A 22,416-nucleotide genomic window follows, 5' to 3' on the forward strand; every position below is an offset into this window, starting at 1 on the left:
CGCGACATGCTGATGAAGAACCCTCCGCATCCGGGTCTGACCATCAAGCACGACTGTCTTGAGCCGTTGGGACTGACGGTGACCAAAGGCGCGGAGATCCTAGGTGTCAGCCGCAAGACACTTTCCGATCTTGTCAACGGGCGAGCGGGAGTTTCTCCCGAAATGGCCATTCGTCTATCCAAGGCGTTCGGCAGTCGGCCTGAAGTCTGGGCGGGCCTTCAGCTCGACTACGACATGGCTCAGGCCATGCGGAAGGAGAGCGAGATCATGGTACAACGAGTCGTCATGCCTGAGGCTGCTCAAGGCTGCTGAAGCAACTTCGAGGAGTGCGGCACGCCGCCAATCGACCCCGCGTCCCTGGCATCCGCCGGGGACGCGATCCGGCTTATCAGGCCTGCCGGCGCTCGATCTCGACGCCGATGCTGGCGGCCTCGGCGAAGACATCCAGTTTCTCGACGCGGACGGTCGCGACGCGCACCCGGCGGTCGATCAGCAGGCGGTCGGCGATGCGCTCGGCCAGCGTCTCGCACAGGTTGACGTGGCCCGCGGCGACGATCTCCTTCACCGTCGCGACCATGGTGTCGTAGGACACCACGTCGGGCAGGTGGTCGCGCGACGGGCCGGGCCGCAGCTCCACCTGGAGGTCGAGGTTGACGCGGATCCGCTGGGGCTTGTCCCGCTCGTGCTCGTACGCGCCGATCATCGCGTCCAGCACGAGGTCACGGATGAAGACACGGGTGAGCGCCCGCTCGGCGGAGGGGCGCGCCACCGGGGCGACGACTTGTGCGAAAAGCTTGTTCATGGCGCGCTGATTTACCATTCCGCCCCCTCTAAGCCAAGCGTCGGCGATGAAACAATAAAGAGCGGATCAGCAATGCAGCTCTGCGAGAACTTTCTGGCGGAGCATGTCGATTGGCCGCTGCTCTCCATTGCCGGTCTCGAAGTGCCAGAAAGTCCAACCGTTGCACGCCGGAAGTCCCTGCATCGCGGCGCCCACCTGATGGATCGAGCCGCAATGGTTGCCCAGGTGGTTGGTGCCGATCAGCATGCCGTCGGCCCGGACATGGGCGGTATGGATGCGCCGCTGGTCGAACAGCGTGGCCCCGGGATTGAGCAGCCCGCGCTCGACCAGCCAGCCGAACGGCACGCGCGGCGCCTGCCGCTTGGTCGGGGCGTACAGCAGTTCCTTGTCCGGAGCCTCCTGCACGGCGGCGATCCGGGCGTTGGCGACCTGGGCATACTGGTGCTCGCGCTCGATGCCGATCCAGGAACGGCCCAGCCGCTTCGCCACGGCGCCCGTCGTACCGGTGCCGAAGAACGGGTCCAGCACCACGTCGCCCGGCTCGGTCGAGGCCATGATGCAGCGGTAGAGCAGGGCTTCCGGCTTCTGGGTCGGGTGGGCCTTGTTGCCGTCGGCGTCCTTCAGCCGCTCCTGGCCGGTGCACAGCGGGAACAGCCAGTCGCTGCGCATCTGGAGATCGTCGTTGAGGCTCTTCATCGCCTCGTAGGAGAAGTGGTAGCGCGCCTCCTTGGACTTGGCGGCCCAGATCAGCGTCTCGTGCGCGTTGGTGAAGCGGCGGCCCCGGAAGTTGGGCATCGGGTTGGTCTTGCGCCAGATGATGTCGTTGAGCAGCCAGAAGCCCAGGTCCTGGAGCGCCGCCCCCACGCGGAAGATGTTGTGGTAGCTGCCGATCACCCACAGGCAGCCGTCGTCCTTCAGCGCGTGCCGGGCGCCCGCCAGCCAGTCGCGGGTGAACCGGTCGTAGGTCGCGAGGTCCGCGAACTTGTCCCAGTCCTCCTCCACCCCATCGACGCGGGAATGGTTGGGACGGAGCAGGTCGCCCCCAAGTTGCAGGTTATAGGGAGGGTCGGCGAACACCATGTCGACCGAGCCGGCCGGCAGGCCGTTCATGACGGTGACGCAATCGCCGACCAGGATACGGTTCTGGTGCATGGGGATCACGGTGGAAGGCGCCTTGGCGGGGGGCCTGCGGAGGGCCTTGGGGGAGGAAAGTGCTTGACTCATTCGCGCAAGATGAGTCGAGCGCGAATCCGCGTCAATCCTTATTTCTTGAACTCGGAGTCGGGACTCACTTTCTCGGTACCCTGAGTCGCCAATGCCACCTTCACCGGACCGAAGCTGCGCCGGTGGTGGGGCGTAACTCCCAATGAAATCAAAGCTTTGCGGTGTTCCGCCGTCGGATAGCCGGCATTCCGCTCCCAGCCGTATCCAGGATGGGCCCGGGCCAGCGCGGCCATGATCCGGTCCCGTTCGACCTTGGCGACGACCGACGCGGCGGCGATCGATAGCGACGCGGCGTCGCCGCCGACGATGGTCCGCACGGGGCAGGGCAGGTCCGGCCCCTTGTTGCCGTCCACCAGCGCCACGCCGGGCCGGAGGCCCAGCGCCTCGACTGCCCGCTTCATGGCGAGCAGGCTCGCGCGGAGGATGTTGAGCCGGTCGATCTCGCCCACGTCGGCGATCCCGATCGCCACGGTCGCGGCGGCGCGGATCAGCGGCGCCAGTTCCTCCCGCACGCCGGGCTTCAGCAGCTTGCTGTCGTTGACCAGGGCGGCCAGGGCGGGGGGCAATCCTTCCGGCGGCAGGATCACGGCGGCGGCCACGACCGGCCCGGCGAGCGGCCCGCGCCCGACCTCGTCCACGCCGCAGACGATGGTTCCGGTGCCGTAGCCGGCGGCGATCTCGTGGGTCAGGTCGGGCACGGGCAGGGTACCGGCAGTGGAAGGGCGTCCGCGAAGGCTCCCGTGATACCCGAACCGCTCCCGTCAGGCCAGCAGGCGCTTCAAATGGTCGGCCAGCCGCAGCGCCAGCGCCACGATGTTGATCGTGACCATGGCGCAGCCGCCGGTCGGAAGGACCGACCCGCCCGCGACGAACAGGTTGGACAGGCCGTGGACGCGGCAATCATGGTCGACGACGCCGAGGCGGGGATCGTCGCTGATCCTCGTGGTGCCCATGTAGTGGCTCGACTGGTGGATCGTGTCGGGCCAGGGCAGGTCCGGTCCCGCCGGATCGAGCTGGAGCCGGCCGGTGCCGCCGGTCCCGTCGCCGGCGCCGATGGCCCGGGCGACGAGTTCCTGGCCGACCGCCCAGGTCCGCTTGTCCTGGTCGGTGGTGCGCCAATCGACCACCATGCGGGGCAGGCCCAGCGGGTCCGGCCTGTCGCCCAGCCTGATCCGGCTGTCGGGGTTGGGAACCTGTTCGAAGAAATGCTGGATCTCGTAGATGCTGGTATCGGCTGCGAACACGCGGTTCCAGCTTCCCTTCAGGGCGGAGCCGAGATCCCCCACCAGGGCCGCCAGATCGTTGCGCAGGTGGTCCGACAGCCGGGCGTGCCTCAGCCGGTACAGCAGATGGCGCAGCGCCTGATAGCCCGCCGTCTGCTCGCCGTCGAAGGTCCTGTTGATGAAGGCGACGTAATTGCCGATGCTGGCAGCCTCCTGCATCTCGGGAGTGGGTTGGAGCCCCACGAGCATCCTGACGGCGGTGGGAGAGGTGCGGTCGGCCCAGCCCTCGGCGTCATAGAAGCGGTAGAGGTCGTCGGCGCCGGGGATCAGCGCCCGGCCGGATACCATGTTGAGATGCTCCATGAAATAGCGGCCGACGACGTCGTGCCGGTTGCCCAGGCCCGCCGGTTCCCTGTCGTTGGACAGCAGGAGCAGGCGGGCGTTCTCGATCCCGGCGGCGAGCACGACGGCGCGGGCCGAGATCGTGTGGGAACGGCCGGTCAGCGTTCGGATTTCCAGCCCGGTGACGGTCCCGGCGGAGTCGTCGGTCCGCAGCCCGACGGCGGTTCCGTTGAGCATGACGGTCACATTAGTGGCGTCGGGTTCCAGCTCGCTCCTGTAGCGGTGGCCGAACTGGGTCCGCGGGCTCCGCTGGAAGACCTTCTCGCGGACGAGCCCGGCATCGAGCGGCAGCCGGACGGCCTCGAACTCCGGCTCGGCCAGGACCCATTCGTCCACGTCGTAGCCGCGGTCCCCCAGCTCGAACAGGGGTTGGGCGCGCTGCCAATAGGGCAGCATCTCGTCGTGCTTGATCGGCCAGCCGGAGAAGGGCACCCAGGGGCGCGGCGCGAAGTCGATCGGGTCGAGCGGCGCGCAATTGCCGCCCCACAGGCTGGTCGTGCCCCCGAACAGGCGGGCCCGGAAGGATTCCAGGTCGAGCTTCAGGTCGGCGGCGTTGTCGGCCTCGTTCAGGGCCGCCACTTCGGCGTCGAAGTCGAAGCCGCCGCTTTCCAGCAGCAGCACCTTGATCGGAAGCCCGAGCATGTCGCGCGCGATCGAGATGCCGGCGGCTCCCGCGCCGACGATGCACAGGTCGGCGTCGAAATGCTGCCCGGTCGGGAACTGCCGGATGTCCAGGATCATGGAAGTGTCATCGAGTCGGATTGGCGGGGGCGCGGCACGCCGCCGTCACTGGGCCGGTGTCAGTGCGCCGGGCCGCCGTGGCTTCCGGCATGGACCGCCTCCAGGATCCGTCGCCCGGCGGAACGCAGGGTGGCGCGGGAACGGACCGCCAAGCCCCGGCCGACCCGCTTTCCAAGGCGGGGCAGGCTGAAGAAGGGATTGAGGGCCAGGGCGGCGGTCAGGCACAGGACGGCACGGAAAGTCCGCCTTTCGGCATTGTGGATGCTGGCGTTGCGGTAGTTCTGCCGCGCCATGCCGTCGACCCATTCGAGCAGCCGGATATAGGCCGGCGCGCTGTCCAGGGCGCGCATGAACTCTGCCGGCGGGCAGATCACACGGCCGGCCAGGACGGCGCGGTTGCGGGCTTCGATATACCGGATCAGGCGGATCTGGTGGGCCGCCTTGCCCGATGTCACGCTGCCGCCATGGACGCGGTAGTCGGTCAGCGCCACCGGCAGGACGCGCGCCGGGCCGAACGCGACCAGCCGGTGCAGCAGTTCGAGATCCTCGGCCGAATTGAAGAACGGGTCGTATCCGCCGATCTCAAGCGCCAAGTCGCGCCGGAACATCACCGTCGGCCCCTGGATCACCAGCAGGTCGCCGGCCGACCGCTTGCTCTCGAACTCCTCCTGCGTCGCCGGTCCGGTCCGCAGGGTGCGCAGGGGCTTGCCCTTGCGGTTCACCAGCCGGGCATGGCTTCCCCACAGGACGACCGAGGGATCCTGTTCGGCCGCCCTCATCTGGAGTTCCAGCCGGTTCGGATGCATGACGTCGTCGGCGTCGAGCCGGGCGATCCAGGGATACCTGGCTTCCCGGAGCCCGATATTGCAGTTCAGGCTGATGTTCCGGCAGTTGTTCAGCAGAAGCCTGATCCGGTCGTCCTGGCCCATCAGGCGCCTGACGATGTCGAGGGTGCCGTCCGAGGAACCGTCGTCGCAGACCAGCAGTTCGAAATGGGGGAATGTCTGTGCCCTGACGCTCTCGATAGCCCGTTCGATGAATTCCGCCGAATTGTAGGACGGCATGACGATCGAAATCATGACCAGTGGACCCCTGTGCTTTTGACCTAAATTTGTCCTCCTGGTTAGCAGGTGGGATGCCCGCCCCGACACGGCCCAAACGGCCCTAGAACATCAACCCTAGAACACCCGGAGCGGAAGCTACTCAGTTCAGATAGCATCAGATTCAGCCGGTTACCCCCAACCGCCCCGGTGTTCGATGAAAGGGAAAAATGTTCCCTTTACGTTCTTTTCGTGGCGGTTTATCGTCGCTTCCATGGACGAGATCAGGCGCAGGGCTCTCAAGGGTCGGGGGGCGATCAGCAACGAAAGCTCGCGTTTCGAGCGCGAGCGGCGCGTGCTCGTGGATGACGGGTGGGGAGCCGACGGTGTCGAGTTGCCGCCGGTCCGGACCACCGTCCTGGACGACCGCGCCCGCAGCGTCATCGCCCGCAACAGCTCGCCGGACATCCCGTTCGAGCAGTCGGTCAATCCCTATCGCGGCTGCGAGCACGCCTGCATCTACTGCTTCGCCCGCCCGACCCACGCCTATCTGGGGCTGTCGCCGGGGCTCGATTTCGAGACGCGGCTGTTCCGCAAGCGGGATGCGGCCGAGCTGCTGGCCCGCGAGCTGCGCGCGAAGTCCTATGCCTGCCGGCCGCTGGCGATCGGCGCCAATACCGACCCTTACCAGCCGATCGAGCGGGAGGAGCGGATCACCCGGTCGCTGCTGGAGGTCTGCCGGGACTTCGGCCAGCCGGTCTGCATCATCACCAAGTCGGCGCTGGTGACCCGCGACCTGGACATCCTGGCTCCGATGGCGGCGAAGCGGCTGGCGAGCGTCGCGGTGTCGATCACCACGCTGGACCGGGACCTCGCCCGCCGCATGGAGCCGCGCGCGGCTACGCCGCCCCGGCGGCTGGAGGCGATCCGGGAATTGACGGCGGCGGGCGTGCCTGTCTCGGTCCTCGCCAGCCCGATGGTGCCGGGGCTCAACGACCACGAGCTGGAGGCCATTCTGGAGGCCGGCGCGGGGGCGGGAGCCGCCGGCGGCAGCTATATCCTGCTGCGGCTGCCGCTGGAGATAAAGGACCTGTTCGAGGAATGGCTGCGCGAGCACGTTCCCGACCGGGCCGACCGCGTGCTGAGCCTGATCCGCCAGGCGCGGGCCGGCGGCCTCTACCAGTCCGAGTTCGGCACCCGCATGACCGGCACCGGCCCGATCGCCGAGCTGCTGTCCCGCCGCTTCAAGCTGGCCTGCCGGCGGCTGGGCCTCGACGGCCGGCGCTGGGACCTGGACTGTGGGCTGTTCAGGCCGCCGCCTGCGCGGGGGGACCAATTGCCGCTGCTGTGAGGGCTGTCGGTATGGGCCGTCATTGCGGATACTTGATTATAGGACGTTGACAACCTGTCTCCCATAGAGGACAGTGATTGATTGAAATTCAGCAGACCGATCTATTCGCCGCATGGATCGAGTCAGTTCGTGACGATCGCGCCCGTCTGCGGGTCGAGACGCGGATTCGGCGACTGCAACTTGGCAATCCCGGAGACGTCAATCCAGTCGGAGAAGGCGTGTCGGAAATGAGGATCGACTATGGGCCGGGCTACAGAGTGTATTTCACCTGCCGGGGCCGGACGGTGATAGTCCTCCTGGCCGGCGGAGACAAGCGTACCCAGGATCTGGATATCGCGGCGGCTATCCGTCTGGCCCGGGAGCTTTGAGGAATCCCGCATGTCCAAGACCGAAACCCGTCCATGGGACATCGTAGACAGCCTCACCAACGAGGAGCGTATCGCTGCATACCTGGAAGCTGTCCTGGAGGACGGCGATCCGGAACTTGTCGCGGCAGCGCTCGGCGATATCGCGCGGGCGAAAGGCATGACGGACATAGCGCGCCGCACCGGGCTGGGGCGACAGAGTCTGTACAAGGCCCTGGCGCCGGGCGGCAATCCGGAATTCGCAACCGTGTTGAAGGTGATCCGCTCGCTCGGATTGCGCCTCACCGTCACCGTGGACCCTGAAGGTCCAGGAACCTGACACGGTGCGGAAGTGATGTTGTGATTCGCAATGTCGCTCCGCGTTGATGGCGTCAGCGAAACGGCAATATGGGAAGTCCTTCATGAAGGCATCTATCCTCGTCCGAGCCGAATGGGACCCGGAAGCCGAGGTATGGGTCGCCACGAGCGACGACGTTCCAGGCTTGGTCACCGAGGCGGAAAACCCTGCCGAGCTTGAACGCAAGCTTCTGGTCATGATCCCGGAACTGCTTGAACTCAATAACGACCTTCTCAATGAGTTTCCGTCGGAAGTCCCGGCGTTCGTCGCTTCCCAGCAGTTCACGAAGGTCCGTTTGAGGGCCTGAATGAACGACTACGGAAGAGCAGGCATACCGCCAACGGCATCATGAAGCAGGCAGGTCTGTCCCATCGCTTTTGAGCAGGTCGGAGACATCACAGGCTGTCTCGCACCCGCCCGACCGTCGCCGGGTCGAAAAAGTCTTCGATCCGCTCGCGGACATGGGCGATGGTGCGCGGGTCGATGCCGGCGCCGAAGGCCGCCGATCCCTCCACCTTCCAGCGGGCCATCCAGGACAGGGTGCGCAGCCAGACCAGACGGCGGGCGATGCCGAACCAGGGACGCACCGCCTCGGCCATGCCCGGCGGGACGGCGTCGCTCCAGGCGGCGTAGAAACGCCGGGTGTCCTCGCGGGAGAGCACCGCCGCCACGTCGGGGTCCCAGGTGGTCGAGGTGTAGAGGCTGGCGTGGGCAAGGTCGATCGCCGGAAGCCCGTCGGTGGCCTTCTCCAGGTCCACGAACCAGGCTTTCCCCCCGCCGTCGATCAGGAAGTTGCCGGGGTGGGTGTCCGTGCCGACCAAGGCTACGGGGGGCTCCGGGGTGGTCGGGAGGGAGCGGACCCACTCCAGCTCGGCGTCGAGGTGGGCCATGGTTTCCAGCGCCAGGCCTGCGCGGGCGAAGCAGGGCGCCTGCCGCTCGATCACCCGGATGGTGGCCTGGATCGGGTTGGCCGCGGGTTCGGCCGGCAGGACGTGGAGGGAGGCCAGCGCGCGGGCGATGGCCGGCATGTCGTCGGGCAGGCGCGGCGGGCGTCCGGCGATCTCCTCGACCAGGAGGGCGCCCATGGGAAGGTCCGCGCCGGGTTCCAGGACGCCGGTCAGGCGCGGCGTGTGGCCGCCGGGGGCGGCCCGGGTGAAGGCCGTCGCCTGGTGGCGCAGGTTGGCGGCGGGATCGAGGCCGATCTGGCTCCAGCGCGGCACCCGCGCCAGCACGCCGCCCGGCAGGCGCAGATGCGCGTGGGCCATTCCCTTGGGCGGCAGCGGTACCGGATCGGAGTCCAGCCCCAGGCGGCGGCGGAGCGCGGCCGGGAGATGCCGGTCAGGCACGGATCCTTCAGGCACCGGCGGGCTTCACATGCTCCATCAAGCGCGGCATCAGCTCGACCAGGTTGCAGGGCCGGTGCCGGTTGTCGAGCTGGAACTTCAGGATGCCGTCCCAGGCGTCGCGGCAGGCGCTGGGCGAGCCGGGCAGGGCGAACAGGTAGGTCCCGCCGGTCACCCCGCCGGTCGCCCGGCTCTGGATCGTCGAGGTGCCGACCTTCTCGTAGCTGATCATGCGGAACAGCTCGCCGAAGCCGGGGATCTCCTTGTCGTAGATCGCGTGGAACGCCTCCGGCGTCACGTCCCGCCCGGTCACGCCGGTGCCGCCGGTCGAGATCACCACGTCGATGCCGGGATCGGCGATCCAGGCCTGGACCTGGGCGATGATCGAGGGGATGTCGTCCTTGACGATGGCGCGGGCGGCGAGGCGGTGGCCGTCGGCGGTCAGTCGCTCGACCAGGGTGTTGCCCGACCTGTCGTCGGCCTCGACCCGCGTGTCCGACACGGTCAGGACCGCGATGTTGACCGCGAGGAAGGGCCGGGAGTCGTCAATCTTTGCCATCGGTGGCCACCTGCTGAACTGCCTTCGGCGCGGGAGCTTCGCCGTCCCTTGCCATATAAACCGGCCACCGGCCGGCCGCAATGGCCTCCAGGGACGGCAAGGGCCGGCCCAGGCGCTGGCTGTAGATCCAGTAGTTGGTCAGCACCTGCTCGACGAAGGTGCGCGTTTCGCGGACGGGCAGGCTCTCGATGAACAGCAGCGGGTCCTTGACCTGGGACAGGCGCCGCCGCCAGCGCTGGAGGTTGCCGGGGCCGGCATTGTAGGCCGCGACGGTCAGGATCAGGTTGTCCTCGATCCCCTTCTGCTCCAGCAGGTAACGCACATAGTGCTGGCCCAGGGTCATGTTGACTTCCGGCTCGTACAGGTCCGGCTTGCCCCGGGTCAGCTCCAGGATGTCGGGCGTCAGCTTGCCGGCGACATAGGAGGCGGTGCTGGGCATCAGCTGCATCAGGCCCCTGGCCCCGGCGCCGCTCCGGGCATCCGGCTCGAACCGGCTTTCCTGGCGCATCAGGGCGAACAGCAGCGCCCGGTCCACGGTGAAGCCGCCGCGCGGCTCCCACGGAGGCAGGGGATAGAGCGCCGAGTCGTAGGCGGTTCCGTCCGAATCGGTCAGCACGCTGCCGAGCCGCATGGCGAGCGACGGCATCCCGGCCATGTCGGCCAGGGCGACCAGCGCCTGTTCCAGGGTCTCGTCGCCGCGCGCCTCGATCCGGCGCAGCTCCTGTTCCGCGCTCTCGCGCCGGCCGGCCTGGACCAGGGCTATGGCGCGCCGGCCGGCCGGATGCTCGGCCAGGACGCGGACATGGCGCCGGGTCAGGATCGGCTCCCGCAGGTCGGCGTCGGAGACGTCGCCGAGGGTCTGGCGGGCGATCAGGCCGTAGAAGGTCCGGGGATGCCGGGCGGCCTCGGCCAGCCACTTTGCGGCCTCGTCGCCGCGCCGCGCGCGCTGGTGCGCCCGGGCGGCCCAGTAGGCGCCTGCGGAGCGGTCCCACGGCGAGGCCGACTCGGCCTGGGCGAACGCCTGGAAATGCCGGGCGGCCTTGTCGTTCTGGCCGATCCGCCAGGCCGCGATGCCGGCGCTCCAGCTTCGGCCGCCGGCCGCCGGGGACGCCGGCTCCGGCTTCGGGAGGGCGGCCACCGCGGCCGATGCGGCGACGGTCACGGCGCCGGCGGGCAGCACGGGGCCGTCCACCGCGACCTTGGCGGCCTGGATCGGTGCCTCGACCGCGAGGCCCCGCCGCGGAGCGGAGGCCTGGAGCCCGCGGTCCGACGCATAGGCGCCGTTCTGCCCGGCGGGGAGGGCTGCCGCTTGGCCCCGCGGGGCCGGCGGCTTGCGCTCGCCCCGGGCCATGCGGCGCAAGGCCAGCTGGTAGACCTTGTCGGCGCCGGGATGGTCGGCGAACCGTTCCAGCCAGCCGCGAAGCTCGTGGTAACCGGCCTTGTAGGAGGGATGCATCAGCCGCTGATACTCGACATGCCCGATCAGCCGCATGTCGGTCACCTCGCCGATCAGCCTGTCGGCGGCGTTCCAGTCGCCGGAATCCTGAAGCTCGAAGATGCGCCGGTAGCGCCCGGCTTCCTGCGCGGTGAGCTGAGAGTCGTGGGTGGCGCGGCTCTGCCGGCTGGGTACGACCGGAACGTCCACCGACCACGGGGCCGACGACTCGTCAGTTTTGTAAGCGGTATCCCGGTCGCGCGCTGAAGCCTGACCGGCACCCGGAAAAGGGGGCAGGACCAGGACGGCAAGGCACAGGAAGGCACCGCTGAGGAGGTGTGAGCGCAGGCACCGAATGGTTAAGCCTGCGTTAACAATCTTCCCGGACATGAGGGACAAATACCGGATGTTTTCCGGACCCACAAGCTTCCTTGTGGCTCCCGGTCCCGCATACCCCGGTCAACCTGCCGGGGCGGGGGGCGGCAGGCCAATGATTCCAGTCCGCTAGGTCACCAGAAATTTTTTCTTGAAGGCCACCAGGTCGCGCCACGCATCGCGCTTCATGGCGGGTTGGCGCAGCAGGAAGGCCGGGTGATAGGTCGGCAGGACGGGAATCGGCCTGGCATTGGCCGAGGGGGCGAACTCGAACCAGCGGCCGCGCAGCCGCATGATGCCGTCGGTCCGGTTCAGCAGGGCGCTGGCCGAGGTGCCGCCCAGCAGCATCAGCCCTTCGGGAGCCACCAGTTCCACGTGCCGCTCGACGAAGGGAAGGCAGGTCTGGATCTCGTTGGGGTTGGGCTTGCGGTTGCCGGGCGGGCGCCACGGCAGGATGTTGGTGATGTAGACCTGGGTGCGGTCGAGTCCGATGCAGGCCAGCATCTGGTCCAGCAGCTTGCCGCTCTTGCCGACGAAGGGGAGGCCCTGGCGGTCCTCGTCCTCGCCCGGCGCCTCGCCGATCAGCATCAGCCGCGCCTTCGGGTTGCCGTCGGCGAACACCAGGTTGGTGGCGGTCGTCTTCAGCGCGCACCCCTCGAACGCCGCCATGGCGGCGCGGAGCGCGTCGAGGTCGCCGGCGTCTGCCGCCATGGCGCGTGCCGTGGCGCCCGCCGCGGGCGTGCCGAGCAAGGGTTGCTGGACCGGGCGGCCTGCCGCGGCCGGGGCGGCGCGGGGCGGCAGGGTGCGGCCTCCGGTCCCGGAACCGGCACCGGAGCCGGGGAGTTGCCGCGCCTGCGCCGGGGCCGTGGAAGCAGGGGCGGGCGCCGCGCGCGCGACGACCTTCGTCCAGTCCGTGGGAGTGTCCGCGATCGCCTCGTCCACGCCGACATCCAGGTGCCAGCGCAGCAGAGCGACGATTTCGCGCATGTCAGATTCGCTCAAAACTCACCTTGGGCGGCGCTCATTCATGGTTTGACCCTAGCATCGAACCTATGTTCTTTCATCGGCCGGAAACGGAGAACCGGAACTAGAGATAGGCAGCCAAAGCCGGATTCGGAGATGCCGTGGCGAGGGCATGGTCTGTTGGACCGGATCCATAGGGCTTGGTAGGGGAAGGAACCATGGAACGCGAGGTAATGGAATACGACGTCGTGATCGTCGGAGCCGGGCCGTCGGGCCTGAGCGCCGCGATCCGGCTGAAACAGCTCGCCGCCGAGCAGGAACACGAGGTGTCGGTCTGCATCCTGGAGAAGGGCTCCGAGGTCGGCGCCCACCTGCTCTCGGGCGCGGTGCTGGAGCCGCGGGCGCTGGACGAGCTGATCCCGGACTGGAAGGACAAGGGCGCGCCGCTCAACACGCCGGCCACCGAGGATTATTTCCTCCACCTGACGGAGAAGCGCTCGCGCCGGCTCAAGACGCCGCCGCAGATGAACAACCACGGCAACTACATCATCAGCCTCGGCGAGTTCGGCCGCTGGCTGGCGGCGCAGGCCGAGGAGCTGGGCGTCGAGATCTATCCGGGATTCGCGGCGGCCGAGGTGCTGTACCGCGAGGACGGCTCGGTCAAGGGTGTGGCCACCGGCGACATGGGCATCGGCAAGGACGGCGAGAAGACCGACGCCTACACGCCGGGCATGGAGCTGCACGCGAAGCAGACCCTCTTCGCCGAGGGCTGCCGCGGCTCGCTGGCCAAGGGGCTGATGGAGCGCTTCGACCTGCGCCGCGACTGCGACCCGCAGACCTACGGCATCGGCATCAAGGAGCTGTGGGAGATCGACCCGGCCAGGCACAAGGAAGGCCTGGTGGTCCACACCATCGGCTGGCCGATGGACGAGAAGACCTACGGCGGCTCGTGGATGTACCACATGGCGGGCAACCAGGTCTCGATCGGCTTCGTCATCGGGCTGGACTACGAGAACCCGCACCTGTCGCCCTTCGACGAGTTCCAGCGCTTCAAGCTGCACCCCGACATCCGCAAGTACCTGGAGGGCGGGCGGCGGATCTCCTACGGCGCGCGGGCCTTGAGCGAGGGCGGGTTCCAGTCGATCCCCAAGCTGACCTTCCCGGGCGGCTGCCTGGTCGGAGACAGCGCGGGCTTCCTGAACGTGCCCAAGATCAAGGGCAACCACACCGCCATGAAGAGCGGCATGGTGTGCGCCGAGGCGGTGTTCGACCTGCTGAGGTCCGAGGCCGGCGAGGTCGAGGCGGTCGCATATCCCGAGCGGCTGAAGGAAAGCTGGCTGTGGGAGGAGCTGTACCATGTCCGCAACATCCGGCCGTCGTTCCGGCGGGGGTTGTGGGGCGGGATCGCGTATTCGGCCTTCGACACCTTCGTGATGCGGGGCAAGGCGCCGTGGACGTTCCACAACCACGCCGACCATCTCCAGCTGAAGAAGGCGAGCGAGATGCCGAAGATCCAGTACCCCAAGCCGGACGGGGTGCTGACGTTCGACCGCCTGTCGTCGGTGTTCATCTCGAACACCAACCACGAGGAAAACCAGCCGGCGCACCTGACGCTGAAGGACCCGACGATCCCGATCCGGATCAACCTGCCGGACTACGACGCGCCGGAGCAGCGCTACTGCCCGGCCGGGGTGTACGAGATCGTGCGGGACGACTCGGGCGCCAACCCGAGGCTCCAGATCAACGCGCAGAACTGCGTCCACTGCAAGACCTGCGACATCAAGGACCCGACCCAGAACATCAACTGGGTCGTCCCGGAGGGCGGCGGCGGGCCCAACTACCCGAACATGTAGGCCGCCGGACCGGCAAGCGGAACCGGGGGCCGCCGTGATCCATGCCGCTTCGGCAAGCGACGGCGATCACGGCGGCCCCCGGCCCCGCGGCGAAACCGCCGCCCGCCACGAGGCCGGGGGCAGGCCGGTGCATCGCTTGAAGGCCCGGCTGAAGGAGGCCTCGGACTCGTATCCGATCCTCACCGCGACGTCCGCTATGCAGGCCGTGTCGTGCAGAAGCATTCCGGCCGCCAGCTGCATGCGCCATCGCGTCAGGTACGTCATCGGCGGCATGCCGAGGCGGGCGGTGAATCGCTCGGCCAGGACCGTCCGGGAAACCCCCGCCTCCCGCGCCAAGCCGGGCAATGTCCAGGGGCGGCCCGGATCCCCGTGGAGCAGCATGAGCGCCCGGCCGACCTGGGGGTCGCGAAGCGCGCCGAGCCATCCCGCCGTCTCCGGGGGAAGGGTTTCCGCGTGCAGGCGCACGGCCTCCATGAAGATCAGCTCGCTCAGCTTTTCCAGCACCCCGACGCTTCCCGCCCCGCTGTTCCGGCTCTCCCTGACCGTCGCCTCGATCAGGCTGCCCAGCCACCCGCCCCTGGCCCCACAGCCGTCGTCGATGTGCAGCAGGCGGGGCAGCGCCTGGAGCAGCGGGTTGAACGGCCTGTTGTCGCATCCCAGGAATCCGCAGATCAGCCGCGTCGCGTCCGGTCCGCCGCCGGCCGGCTCCAGGCGGAACGGCAGGGTTTCGCCTTCCGCCGGCTGGCGATAGACGCCCAGGTCCGGTGCGGCGCGCATCCGGGGCGCGCTGGACAGGACATGGGGGTCGCCGCGCGGAAAGATGATCACGCTCCCGCGGGTCAGGCGGACCGGGTCCGTGTCCGCGTTCACGATGCCCGCCCAGCAGGCACCGTCCGTCACTACATGATACTCGATCACGTGCTGGGCGCCCGGCATCACCAGCGGCGCGACCTCGCTGCTGGGAGGCGCCTCCGCGACCCAGGGCGAGGTCGCGTCGACCTCGAAGAATACGGCGCCCGACAGCCTGACCGAGCGGAGAAGGTCGGATAGGACGTCCGCGATCATCGTGGGTTTCCCTCTTCGCCGTGACCGGTGCCCGATCGGCGACGGATCCGTCACATCCCGGACGATCGGCCAAGTCTGCCGGACGCCGAGCCATTCATGCGGCAGGCCGGCACAGGTATAACCGGTCCCAAGGCACCGGGTCCGAAGACTAGCACATATTTTCGGTGGATGCGCCCGCCGCCGCGGCGGCGCGATCGCAAGACTCTTGCCCGCTGCCATCAAGGAAAGCGCGGAGAGTCCGCCGAGCGGGGCGGGCTGCAACTTTTTGCCGGGAGGAAAAGGATGGATACGTATTCTGAAACTGCCGAGCTGGATCCTCGGAAAGTGGAGCAGTTCGCCGGGAAGATCATGCAGGATATCGGCGGCTCCATGGCCCTGCTGCTCTCCTACATGGGCGACCAGACCGGGGTGTACCGCGCCCTGCGCGATACCGGCCGGTGCGATGCCGGAACACTTGCCGAAGCCGCCGGCGTCGACCGGCGTTACTTGGCCGAATGGCTGGGAGCCCAGGCCGCCGCCGGCTATGTATGCCATCACGAGGAGGACGAGACCTTCTCGATGACGCCCGAACAGGCGATCGTCCTTGCCCAGGAAGGCCATCCGGCCTGCCTCCAGGGATTCGTGCAGATGATCGTGGCCCAGTACGCCACATACGAAAAGGCGGTCGAGGTGTTCAGGTCGGGCGCCGGGCGGGCCTGGGGCGATCATCACGCATGCTGCTTCTGCGGAACCGACCGGTTCTTCCGGCCGGGCTACATGGTCAACCTGGTGGACAGCTGGCTGCCAGCCCTCGACGGCGCCGTGGCGAAGCTGGAGAAGGGCGCCAAGGTCGCGGATATCGGATGCGGCCTCGGATCCTCGACGCTGCTGATGGCGAAGGCGTTCCCGAACTCGGTGTTCCACGGGATGGATTTCCACGCGGCCTCCATCGAGGGCGCCCGGCGGGAGGCGGAGGAGACGGGCCTGACCGCGAACACGAGGTTCACGGCCGTCACCGCGAAAGGCTATGACGAGACGGGATTCGACCTTGCCTGCGTCTTCGACGCCCTGCACGACATGGGCGATCCCGTCGGCGCGGCCCGCCATATCCGGGAAAGCCTGAAGCCGGACGGGACCCTGATGCTGGTGGAGCCGATCGCCGGCGACCGCCTGGCCGACAACCTGAACCTGATCGGGCAGATCTTCTACTCGGCATCGACCCTCGTCTGCACGCCCGCCTCGCGGGCGCAGGAGGTGGGGTTGGCGCTCGGCGCCCAGGCGGGGGAGAAGAGGCTCGCGGAGGTCCTCCGGCAGGCGGGCTTCACCCGCGTGCGCCGTGCCGCGGAGACGGCCACCAACATGGTCCTGGAGGCGCGTCCCTAGGGCATGGGGAGCGGTGCCGCGTCAGTCGGGGCGCGATCCCCGCCGCGGCACCGATTCCAGGAACGCCCGGAGCTCCGCCGCGTAGAACCTGGCCATGGCCGTCGTGCCGTGGCCGCGAGTCTCGTCGCTGGCCGGGATCAGGAACAGGCGTCCGTTCCTGACATGCTTCATCGCCGCTTCCGTTACGCCGGTTTCCGGCGGGTTGCGCTCGTCGTCGGCCGCGTTGATGAAGAGCAGCGGCGCCGTGATCCGGTCCAGGAGCGGCGTCGGATTGTATTCGCCCGAGGACTCCCACGCATAGATGAAGTCGTTGGCATCGGCGTTGAACTGTACCGCCAGCCGCTCCTCGACCATTTTGTCCGCCATCTCGCGCGTCGGGGCCAGCTTCTGGTAGGCCAGGGTGCCGCCGCTGGTGGCCGTGGCGTAGAACACGTTGGCCAGCCTCATCGACTTCGGCTGCTCGGCGTAGTCGCCGCCGTTGTAGCCGGGGTCCTGGCGGATCATCTCGATCATCAGCCGCCGCAGCATCCAGTTGCGGGCAGCCATCTCCGTCGGCTGCGACGCCATCGGCACCAGCGCGTCCATATAGTCGGGATACTTGCCGCCCCAGATCCAGGTATGCATGCCGCCCATCGAGTTGCCCATGATCACGTGGACATGCTCCAGGCCGAGCCCCTCGGTGAGCAGCCGATGCTGTCCTTCGACCATGTCCTCGGAACTGTATTTCGGGAACTTCGCCTTCAGGCCGTCGGACGGTTTCGTGGATTTGCCGTGGCCGATCGCGTCCGGCAGGATGATGAAATATTTCTTCGCATCCAGCGGCTGACCCTCTCCGAACAGTTCGCCGGCGAAGGCGGGCGTCAGCATGCCGGCACCCGATCCTCCGGTCCCGTGAAGCACCACGACGGGCTCGCCGGAGGGTTCGCCGACCGTCCGGTAGTGCAGGCGCACCTCCGGAAGGACCTCGCCGGTATGGAACCTGAAGTCCTTCGCGACGAACGTGGCCTCCTTCGGCGCCGGATAGTCGGCTGCGCCGGCCGCGAAGGAGACGAACGACAGGGCCGCGCCCGCCGCGGCGTAAATCAACGATCTGAAGACCGTCATGGCGACCTCCCTTTTTCTTGATTACAAGTTCCCATGGCATGCGGGACGGGGCGTGTCGTCGCTCCGTCTGCATACCTGCATCATCACCTTGTGCGTGCGAGGGCACAAGCCGCCTCCACGTCCGGTCACGGTCACCGGAATGGGCACCGGGGAGGGCAGGGGGAGCCTGGAGGGTGGAAGAGGATGCTGATCCGGGATTACGACGTCGCCGACGCCCCGGCCCTGGTCGAGCTTTACGGCCGATCGGTCCGCGGCATCGGTCCGAGGGACTATTCGGCCCGGCAGGTGGAAGCCTGGGCCTCCCTCGCCCCGACGCCCGGGCAACTGCACCGGCGAGTGGCGGACGGCCGCAGGGTCCTTGTCGCCGCGGACGACCGGGGGCAACCCCTGGGATTCGGCGACATCGCGGCGGACGGGCACATCGGCTATTTCTACTGCTCCCCGGAAGCCGCGGGCACCGGAGTCGCCGCAGCACTCTATGGAGCCCTCGAGGATATCGCCCTGAAGGCTCTCCTGACCCGCATCCATGTGGAAGCCAGCGAGGCCGCCAGGCGCTTCTTCCTCCGCCAGGGCTTCACCGTCCTCCAGCGCCGCGACCTGCTGATCGGCGACGTCCCCATCCACAACTTCGCGATGGAAAAGCGCTGGCCCCTCGGAAGCCGATGATGCCCCCCAGGAATGGGGTCGGAGTGGATAACCGGCGACGACGGAAGCCTGTCATTACGCAGAAAAAATTAATTAAAATGATCTAGTCCTTGCGGCGTACAAGGCTGCATCGGAAGGTCATCGACATGAGAACCCTGTTCAGCATCGTCTCGCTGGTCGGTGCGGTCCTGCTGGTGTCGGGATGCGCAACGACCGGAGAGTCCTATACGTCCGGCAAGAGCGGTCCGATGGATTGCAAGGATTTCCGCATCCAAAGCGCTCGGGGCGACCTGAAGCCGGCGAGGGAGAAAGACTGCTGGTCGGGCAATGTCGGTTCGGTCGAACATGTCGGGACCCGGTATGGCCGGTATTTCGAAACCAGCACCGGCTATATGAATACCATGCTCGATGTCGCCGGACATGGCACCCTGATAAACCACAGGGAACTCCAGGCGCTTCTGACCGGCTTGAATCGGGTGAAGATGGAGGGCGCGGGGTGGGAGGAACTTCCACCCCTGGAGGCCAACGGCCGGAGATACCGGCTGATGAAATTCTCCCTGGCCGCCTCCCACCATGACTGCATCGGATTTTCCGCTTTCGGCGATTCCGTTCAGCACGGTTATCGCAGCTCCCTGTTCGGCTACTCGTGCAAGCTCCCGAAACAGGGCAGTATGCAGGTGCAGGACCTTCAGAAGGATCTCGACGCCCTGCGCGTCCGCCTGTAGCCCCGGGCAGCCCCTGTTGCGAGGGGCTGCCCGGTGCGTCGTACCGGTTCACGGGAGGCCCGGTCGGGCGGGAACCGGCACCCCGCCCGATCCAAAGCCTGAACCTGAGCCGTCAGGATTTGCCGAGATCGAAGCGGTCCAGCTCCATCACCTTGGTCCACGCCGCGACGAAGTCCCTCGCGAAGCGCTCCTGCGCGTCGCCGGCACCGTAGACTTCGGCGATGGCGCGCAGTTCGGAATTGGCACCGAAGGCGAGATCGACCCGGGTGGCGGTCCACTTCGCCTCGCCCGTGGCGCGGTCCCGCCCCTCGAACAGCATCTCGTCCTCGGACACGGGCTTCCACACCGTCCCCATGTCGAGCAGGTTGACGAAGAAATCGGTGCTCAGCACGCCCGGCCGCGACGTGAAGACCCCGTGCTTCGCATCGCCATGGTTGGCCCCCAGCACGCGCAGGCCGCCGATGAGCACCGTCATCTCCGGCGCGGTGAGCGTCATCAGCTGCGCCTTGTCCACCATCATCTCCTCGGGCGAGACCGGGACCTCGCGCTTGAGGTAGTTCCGGAAGCCGTCGGCGACCGGTTCCATCACCGAGAAGGAATGGACATCCGTCTGCTCCTGCGTCGCGTCGGTGCGGCCGGGGGTGAACGGAACCTCCACCGGGACGCCGCCTTCCTTCGCGGCCTGCTCGACCGCGGCCGAGCCGCCGAGCACGATCAGGTCGGCGAGCGAGACCTTCTTGCCGCCCGGGGCCGCGGCGTCGAACTCCGCCTTGATGCCTTCCAGAACGCCCAGAACCCTGGCGAGCTGCTCCGGCTGGTTGGCCTCCCAGTCCTTCTGCGGGCTGAGGCGGATGCGCGCCCCGTTGGCGCCGCCGCGCCGGTCCGACCCGCGGAAGGTGTTGGCCGACGCCCAGGCGGTCCGGACCAGTTCCGCGGTCGAAAGGCCGGACGCGAGGATCCTCGCCTTCAGCCCGGCGATGTCCTGCGCATCGACCAGCGGGTGATCGACGGGCGGCACCGGGTCCTGCCAGATCAGGTCCTCGTCCGGAACCTCCGGGCCGAGATAGCGGACGCGCGGCCCCATGTCCCGGTGGGTGAGCTTGAACCAGGCGCGGGCGAAGGCGTCGGCGAATTCCCCGGGGTTGGCGTGGAACCGCCGGGAGATCGGCTCGTAGATCGGGTCCATGCGCATCGCCATGTCGGCGGTGGTCATCATCAGCCGGACCCGCTTGCCCGACCCGTCCACCTCCGGCGCGTGGTCCTTCTCCTCCAGCTCCTTCGCAGCCCACTGCCAGGCGCCGGCGGGGCTTTTCACCAGTTCCCACTCGTAGCCGAACAGGACGTCGAAATAGCCGTTGTCCCACGTCGTCGGGTTGGGGGTCCACGGCCCCTCGATGCCGCTGGTGATCGTGTGGACGCCCTTGCCGCTCTCGAAGGTGCTCTGCCAGCCCAGGCCCGCCATCTCGATCGAGGCGCCCTCGGGCTCGCGGCCGACAAGGCCGGGATCGCCCGCGCCGTGGGCCTTCCCGAAGGTGTGGCCGCCGGCGACCAGGGCCACCGTCTCCTCGTCGTTCATCGCCATGCGGGCGAAGGTCTCGCGGATGTCGCGGCCGGAGGCGACCGGGTCGGGCTCGCCGTTGGGTCCCTGCGGGTTGACGTAGATCAGGCCCATCTGCACCGCGGCCAGCCGGTTCTCCAGCACCCGGTCGCCGGTGTAGCGCATGTCGCCCAGCCACTCGGCCTCGGGACCCCACCAGATGTCCTCGCCCGGCTCCCAGGTGTCCGCGCGGCCGCCGCCGAAGCCGAAGGTCTTGAAGCCCATCGATTCCAGGGCGCAGTTGCCGGCGAGGATCATCAGGTCGGCCCAGGAGATCCGGCTGCCGTATTTCTGCTTGATCGGCCAGAGCAGCCGCCGCGCCTTGTCCAGGTTGCCGTTGTCAGGCCAACTGTTCAGCGGGGCGAAGCGCTGCCCGCCGGACGAGGCGCCGCCGCGGCCGTCATAGGTGCGGTAGGTCCCGGCGCTGTGCCACGCCATGCGGATGAACAGCGGACCGTAGTGGCCGTAATCCGCGGGCCACCAGTCCTGGCTGTCGGTCATCAGGGCGTAAAGATCCCGCTTCAGCGCCTGGAGGTCCAGCTTCTTGAACTCCTCGGCGTAGTCGAACCCTTTCCCCATGGGATCGCTGAGGGAAGAGTGCTGGCGCAGGATCCGCAAGTTGAGCTGATTGGGCCACCAGTCCCGGTTCGTCCGGAACATGGTGGGCGTGCGCTTCTGGCTTCCACCCGTGAAGGGGCAGGCGACATCGTCCGGCATGCTTTGACCTCCCTTTGCTACCTCGTTTAGCACATGCTTCATGCCCAGTGCCGTTGTGCGGCATTCTCGATTGACAGGGTCCGGCTGTCGGAAGCCTGGAATGACGACGAAAGCGGTCGCATGCCGTTCCGGGTTGTCGGCACCGATCCCCATGGCGGGACATCCCCGGCATATCCGCTTCGATGTATTCCCGCTCGGACCTCCGGCTCCTCCATACAATGAACTGAAAATGCTGTCGAACGATGATTCATTCAAGCCTGTCGGAAGCGGAGTCGGGCGACAGCCGCAAAATAAGGTTGCGACGAAGGGGTGTGACGCCCGTTACGCCCCAGCTTCGGAAGCCTGTCGATGGCTTCGGCCGAGGCGCAAACGCAGGATTGCCGAGGCTGAGGGCAGGGCAAAGAGCCGCCCGTTCCGGACTGCCGGCGGCGCCATGACTCGGCTGTTGGTGATATGCCGGTGGCTGCTACGATTCTGGAGGGCGCTACCGCTGCACGCAACTGCGCGAGAAATTGGGGTCAGAGTGAATACGTTGACGTTGAAGCCCGGCTTGAGGTCCCGGAAGCATGTCGGGCCGGATAGCCTGGAGATGCCTGACCGTATCGAGTGCCATGGCAAGGACAAGAGCGCCAACAAGGAGCGCCGGCAACTGATCGAGGCATCTTCCGGCTGAGGCGCGCGAATCGCCCTGGAGCGCACTCCGCGCGGCTTTCGTCGTGCTCCCGGCGGCGGGGTAGAGTGCCGCCGGGAGCTTCGAAGGCGAGTCCCTGGGGAGGAGACGAACTCAGGCGCTGCCGGCGGTCCCGTCGGGGCCGGTCAGCAATGCCATGAGTTTCCGTTCGATGCTGGCCCTCTCCTCCAACAGCGACGATCGTACCCGCGCAGTGATCGGTAAAGTGGACGGCGAGTCAATGGCCGACATCCACGACGCTCTTCTCGTTCTATTCAGCATCGCTTGATCGGGACCCGCTGCCAATCGTTGAAGCTGTCGGCAATCCTTTCAGCGACCCATCCGCACGCACGGGGGAGGCCCAGCTTTGGAACGCTCCGGTTGGGATTCTGGAACATATGAAGATAGACGTACTTCCGCGACCGCTTCTAAAGCTTGTCCCGTGCTAGAGATGGTCCGGTCACGACACACCGTTCTTTCCTGAACCGTTGGAATCATCGTTCAGATACTCTCAATCG

General features: G+C 67.6%; 23 protein-coding genes. 11 read left to right on the forward strand and 12 right to left on the reverse strand.

Going from position 1 to position 22,416, the window contains the following annotated elements; translation table 11 throughout:
* Positions 1–6: 6 nt before the first annotated feature.
* Positions 7–312, forward strand: a complete 306-nt coding sequence (locus JL101_RS08515; protein WP_203099129.1) for a HigA family addiction module antitoxin — start codon at positions 7–9, stop codon at positions 310–312.
* Positions 313–388: 76 nt separating this feature from the next.
* Here JL101_RS08515 and folB read toward each other — a convergent pair whose 3' ends face one another.
* The 5 genes from folB to JL101_RS08540 all read right to left on the reverse strand — a co-directional run bounded on the left by folB (position 389) and on the right by JL101_RS08540 (position 5,471).
* Complete coding sequence (gene folB / locus JL101_RS08520) at positions 389–802, reverse strand: dihydroneopterin aldolase (protein ID WP_203099128.1); 414 nt, start codon at positions 800–802, stop codon at positions 389–391.
* A 66-nt stretch (positions 803–868) separates the two neighbouring features.
* Positions 869–1,954, reverse strand: coding sequence for a site-specific DNA-methyltransferase (locus tag JL101_RS08525; protein ID WP_202682586.1), 1,086 nt, complete (start codon positions 1,952–1,954; stop codon positions 869–871).
* A 110-nt stretch (positions 1,955–2,064) separates the two neighbouring features.
* Positions 2,065–2,724: a ribonuclease HII gene (locus tag JL101_RS08530; RefSeq protein WP_203099127.1), complete on the reverse strand. Its 660-nt coding sequence runs from the start codon at positions 2,722–2,724 to the stop codon at positions 2,065–2,067.
* Positions 2,725–2,787: 63 nt separating this feature from the next.
* Positions 2,788–4,392 carry an FAD-dependent oxidoreductase gene (locus JL101_RS08535; RefSeq protein WP_203099126.1) on the reverse strand — a complete coding sequence of 535 codons (1,605 nt, stop codon included), beginning with the start codon at positions 4,390–4,392 and terminating at the stop codon, positions 2,788–2,790.
* 59 nt (positions 4,393–4,451) lie between these two features.
* The gene (locus JL101_RS08540) at positions 4,452–5,471 is read right to left on the reverse strand and encodes a glycosyltransferase family 2 protein (RefSeq protein WP_203099125.1); all 1,020 of its coding nucleotides are present in this window, start codon (positions 5,469–5,471) and stop codon (positions 4,452–4,454) included.
* Positions 5,472–5,706: 235 nt separating this feature from the next.
* Here JL101_RS08540 and JL101_RS08545 point away from each other — a divergent pair, with 235 nt between their 5' ends.
* From JL101_RS08545 to JL101_RS08560, 4 genes are all read left to right on the forward strand, one after another.
* The gene (locus JL101_RS08545) at positions 5,707–6,783 is read left to right on the forward strand and encodes a PA0069 family radical SAM protein (protein ID WP_203099124.1); all 1,077 of its coding nucleotides are present in this window, start codon (positions 5,707–5,709) and stop codon (positions 6,781–6,783) included.
* A 77-nt stretch (positions 6,784–6,860) separates the two neighbouring features.
* Positions 6,861–7,151: a type II toxin-antitoxin system RelE/ParE family toxin gene (locus tag JL101_RS08550; protein ID WP_203099123.1), complete on the forward strand. Its 291-nt coding sequence runs from the start codon at positions 6,861–6,863 to the stop codon at positions 7,149–7,151.
* A 10-nt stretch (positions 7,152–7,161) separates the two neighbouring features.
* Positions 7,162–7,467 carry an addiction module antidote protein gene (locus JL101_RS08555; protein ID WP_203099122.1) on the forward strand — a complete coding sequence of 102 codons (306 nt, stop codon included), beginning with the start codon at positions 7,162–7,164 and terminating at the stop codon, positions 7,465–7,467.
* Positions 7,468–7,549: 82 nt separating this feature from the next.
* On the forward strand, positions 7,550–7,792 hold the full coding sequence (locus tag JL101_RS08560; protein WP_203099121.1) for a DUF1902 domain-containing protein: 243 nt from the start codon (positions 7,550–7,552) through the stop codon (positions 7,790–7,792).
* Between the two features lie 88 nt (positions 7,793–7,880).
* Here the strand turns inward: JL101_RS08560 and JL101_RS08565 are convergent, their stop codons facing one another.
* From JL101_RS08565 to JL101_RS08580, 4 genes are all read right to left on the reverse strand, one after another.
* Positions 7,881–8,831 (reverse strand): aminoglycoside phosphotransferase family protein, encoded by a 951-nt coding sequence (locus tag JL101_RS08565; RefSeq protein ID WP_228435359.1) that lies wholly within the window; start codon positions 8,829–8,831, stop codon positions 7,881–7,883.
* Positions 8,832–8,838: 7 nt separating this feature from the next.
* Positions 8,839–9,387, reverse strand: a complete 549-nt coding sequence (gene moaB / locus JL101_RS08570) for a molybdenum cofactor biosynthesis protein B (RefSeq protein WP_203099120.1) — start codon at positions 9,385–9,387, stop codon at positions 8,839–8,841.
* Positions 9,374–11,032 (reverse strand): lytic transglycosylase domain-containing protein, encoded by a 1,659-nt coding sequence (locus JL101_RS08575; protein ID WP_203099119.1) that lies wholly within the window; start codon positions 11,030–11,032, stop codon positions 9,374–9,376. Before JL101_RS08575 ends, moaB begins: the two co-directional genes overlap by 14 nt.
* Positions 11,033–11,326: 294 nt before the next feature.
* A complete protein-coding gene (locus tag JL101_RS08580) occupies positions 11,327–12,184 on the reverse strand; it encodes a uracil-DNA glycosylase (RefSeq protein WP_203099118.1) in 858 nt (285 codons plus the stop codon).
* Between the two features lie 194 nt (positions 12,185–12,378).
* On the opposite strand from JL101_RS08580, the gene JL101_RS08585 reads away from it, so the two are divergent.
* Positions 12,379–14,013, forward strand: a complete 1,635-nt coding sequence (locus JL101_RS08585; protein ID WP_203099117.1) for an electron transfer flavoprotein-ubiquinone oxidoreductase — start codon at positions 12,379–12,381, stop codon at positions 14,011–14,013.
* Positions 14,014–14,079: 66 nt separating this feature from the next.
* On the opposite strand, the gene JL101_RS08590 is transcribed toward JL101_RS08585, so the two are convergent.
* The gene (locus JL101_RS08590; protein ID WP_203099116.1) at positions 14,080–15,078 is read right to left on the reverse strand and encodes an AraC family transcriptional regulator; all 999 of its coding nucleotides are present in this window, start codon (positions 15,076–15,078) and stop codon (positions 14,080–14,082) included.
* Positions 15,079–15,360: 282 nt separating this feature from the next.
* Between JL101_RS08590 and JL101_RS08595 the strand changes: the two genes are divergently transcribed.
* Positions 15,361–16,440, forward strand: a complete 1,080-nt coding sequence (locus tag JL101_RS08595) for a class I SAM-dependent methyltransferase (RefSeq protein ID WP_228435360.1) — start codon at positions 15,361–15,363, stop codon at positions 16,438–16,440.
* 21 nt (positions 16,441–16,461) lie between these two features.
* On the opposite strand, the gene JL101_RS08600 is transcribed toward JL101_RS08595, so the two are convergent.
* Positions 16,462–17,544 carry an alpha/beta fold hydrolase gene (locus JL101_RS08600; protein ID WP_203099115.1) on the reverse strand — a complete coding sequence of 361 codons (1,083 nt, stop codon included), beginning with the start codon at positions 17,542–17,544 and terminating at the stop codon, positions 16,462–16,464.
* A 183-nt stretch (positions 17,545–17,727) separates the two neighbouring features.
* Between JL101_RS08600 and JL101_RS08605 the strand changes: the two genes are divergently transcribed.
* A complete protein-coding gene (locus tag JL101_RS08605) occupies positions 17,728–18,210 on the forward strand; it encodes a GNAT family N-acetyltransferase (protein WP_203099114.1) in 483 nt (160 codons plus the stop codon).
* Positions 18,211–18,335: 125 nt separating this feature from the next.
* Positions 18,336–18,914 carry a hypothetical protein gene (locus tag JL101_RS08610; RefSeq protein ID WP_203099113.1) on the forward strand — a complete coding sequence of 193 codons (579 nt, stop codon included), beginning with the start codon at positions 18,336–18,338 and terminating at the stop codon, positions 18,912–18,914.
* Between the two features lie 112 nt (positions 18,915–19,026).
* Here JL101_RS08610 and katG read toward each other — a convergent pair whose 3' ends face one another.
* Entirely contained in the window at positions 19,027–21,228 is a 2,202-nt protein-coding gene (katG, locus tag JL101_RS08615; protein ID WP_203099112.1) for a catalase/peroxidase HPI, read from the reverse strand.
* 550 nt (positions 21,229–21,778) lie between these two features.
* Here katG and JL101_RS36495 point away from each other — a divergent pair.
* Positions 21,779–21,901, forward strand: a complete 123-nt coding sequence (locus tag JL101_RS36495) for a hypothetical protein (RefSeq protein WP_267133551.1) — start codon at positions 21,779–21,781, stop codon at positions 21,899–21,901.
* Positions 21,902–22,055: 154 nt separating this feature from the next.
* Positions 22,056–22,187, forward strand: coding sequence for a hypothetical protein (locus JL101_RS36500; RefSeq protein WP_267133552.1), 132 nt, complete (start codon positions 22,056–22,058; stop codon positions 22,185–22,187).
* The last annotated feature ends 229 nt before the right edge of the window (positions 22,188–22,416 follow it).

Origin of the sequence: Skermanella rosea, assembly GCF_016806835.2 — a bacterium.
Lineage (GTDB): Bacteria > Pseudomonadota > Alphaproteobacteria > Azospirillales > Azospirillaceae > Skermanella > Skermanella rosea.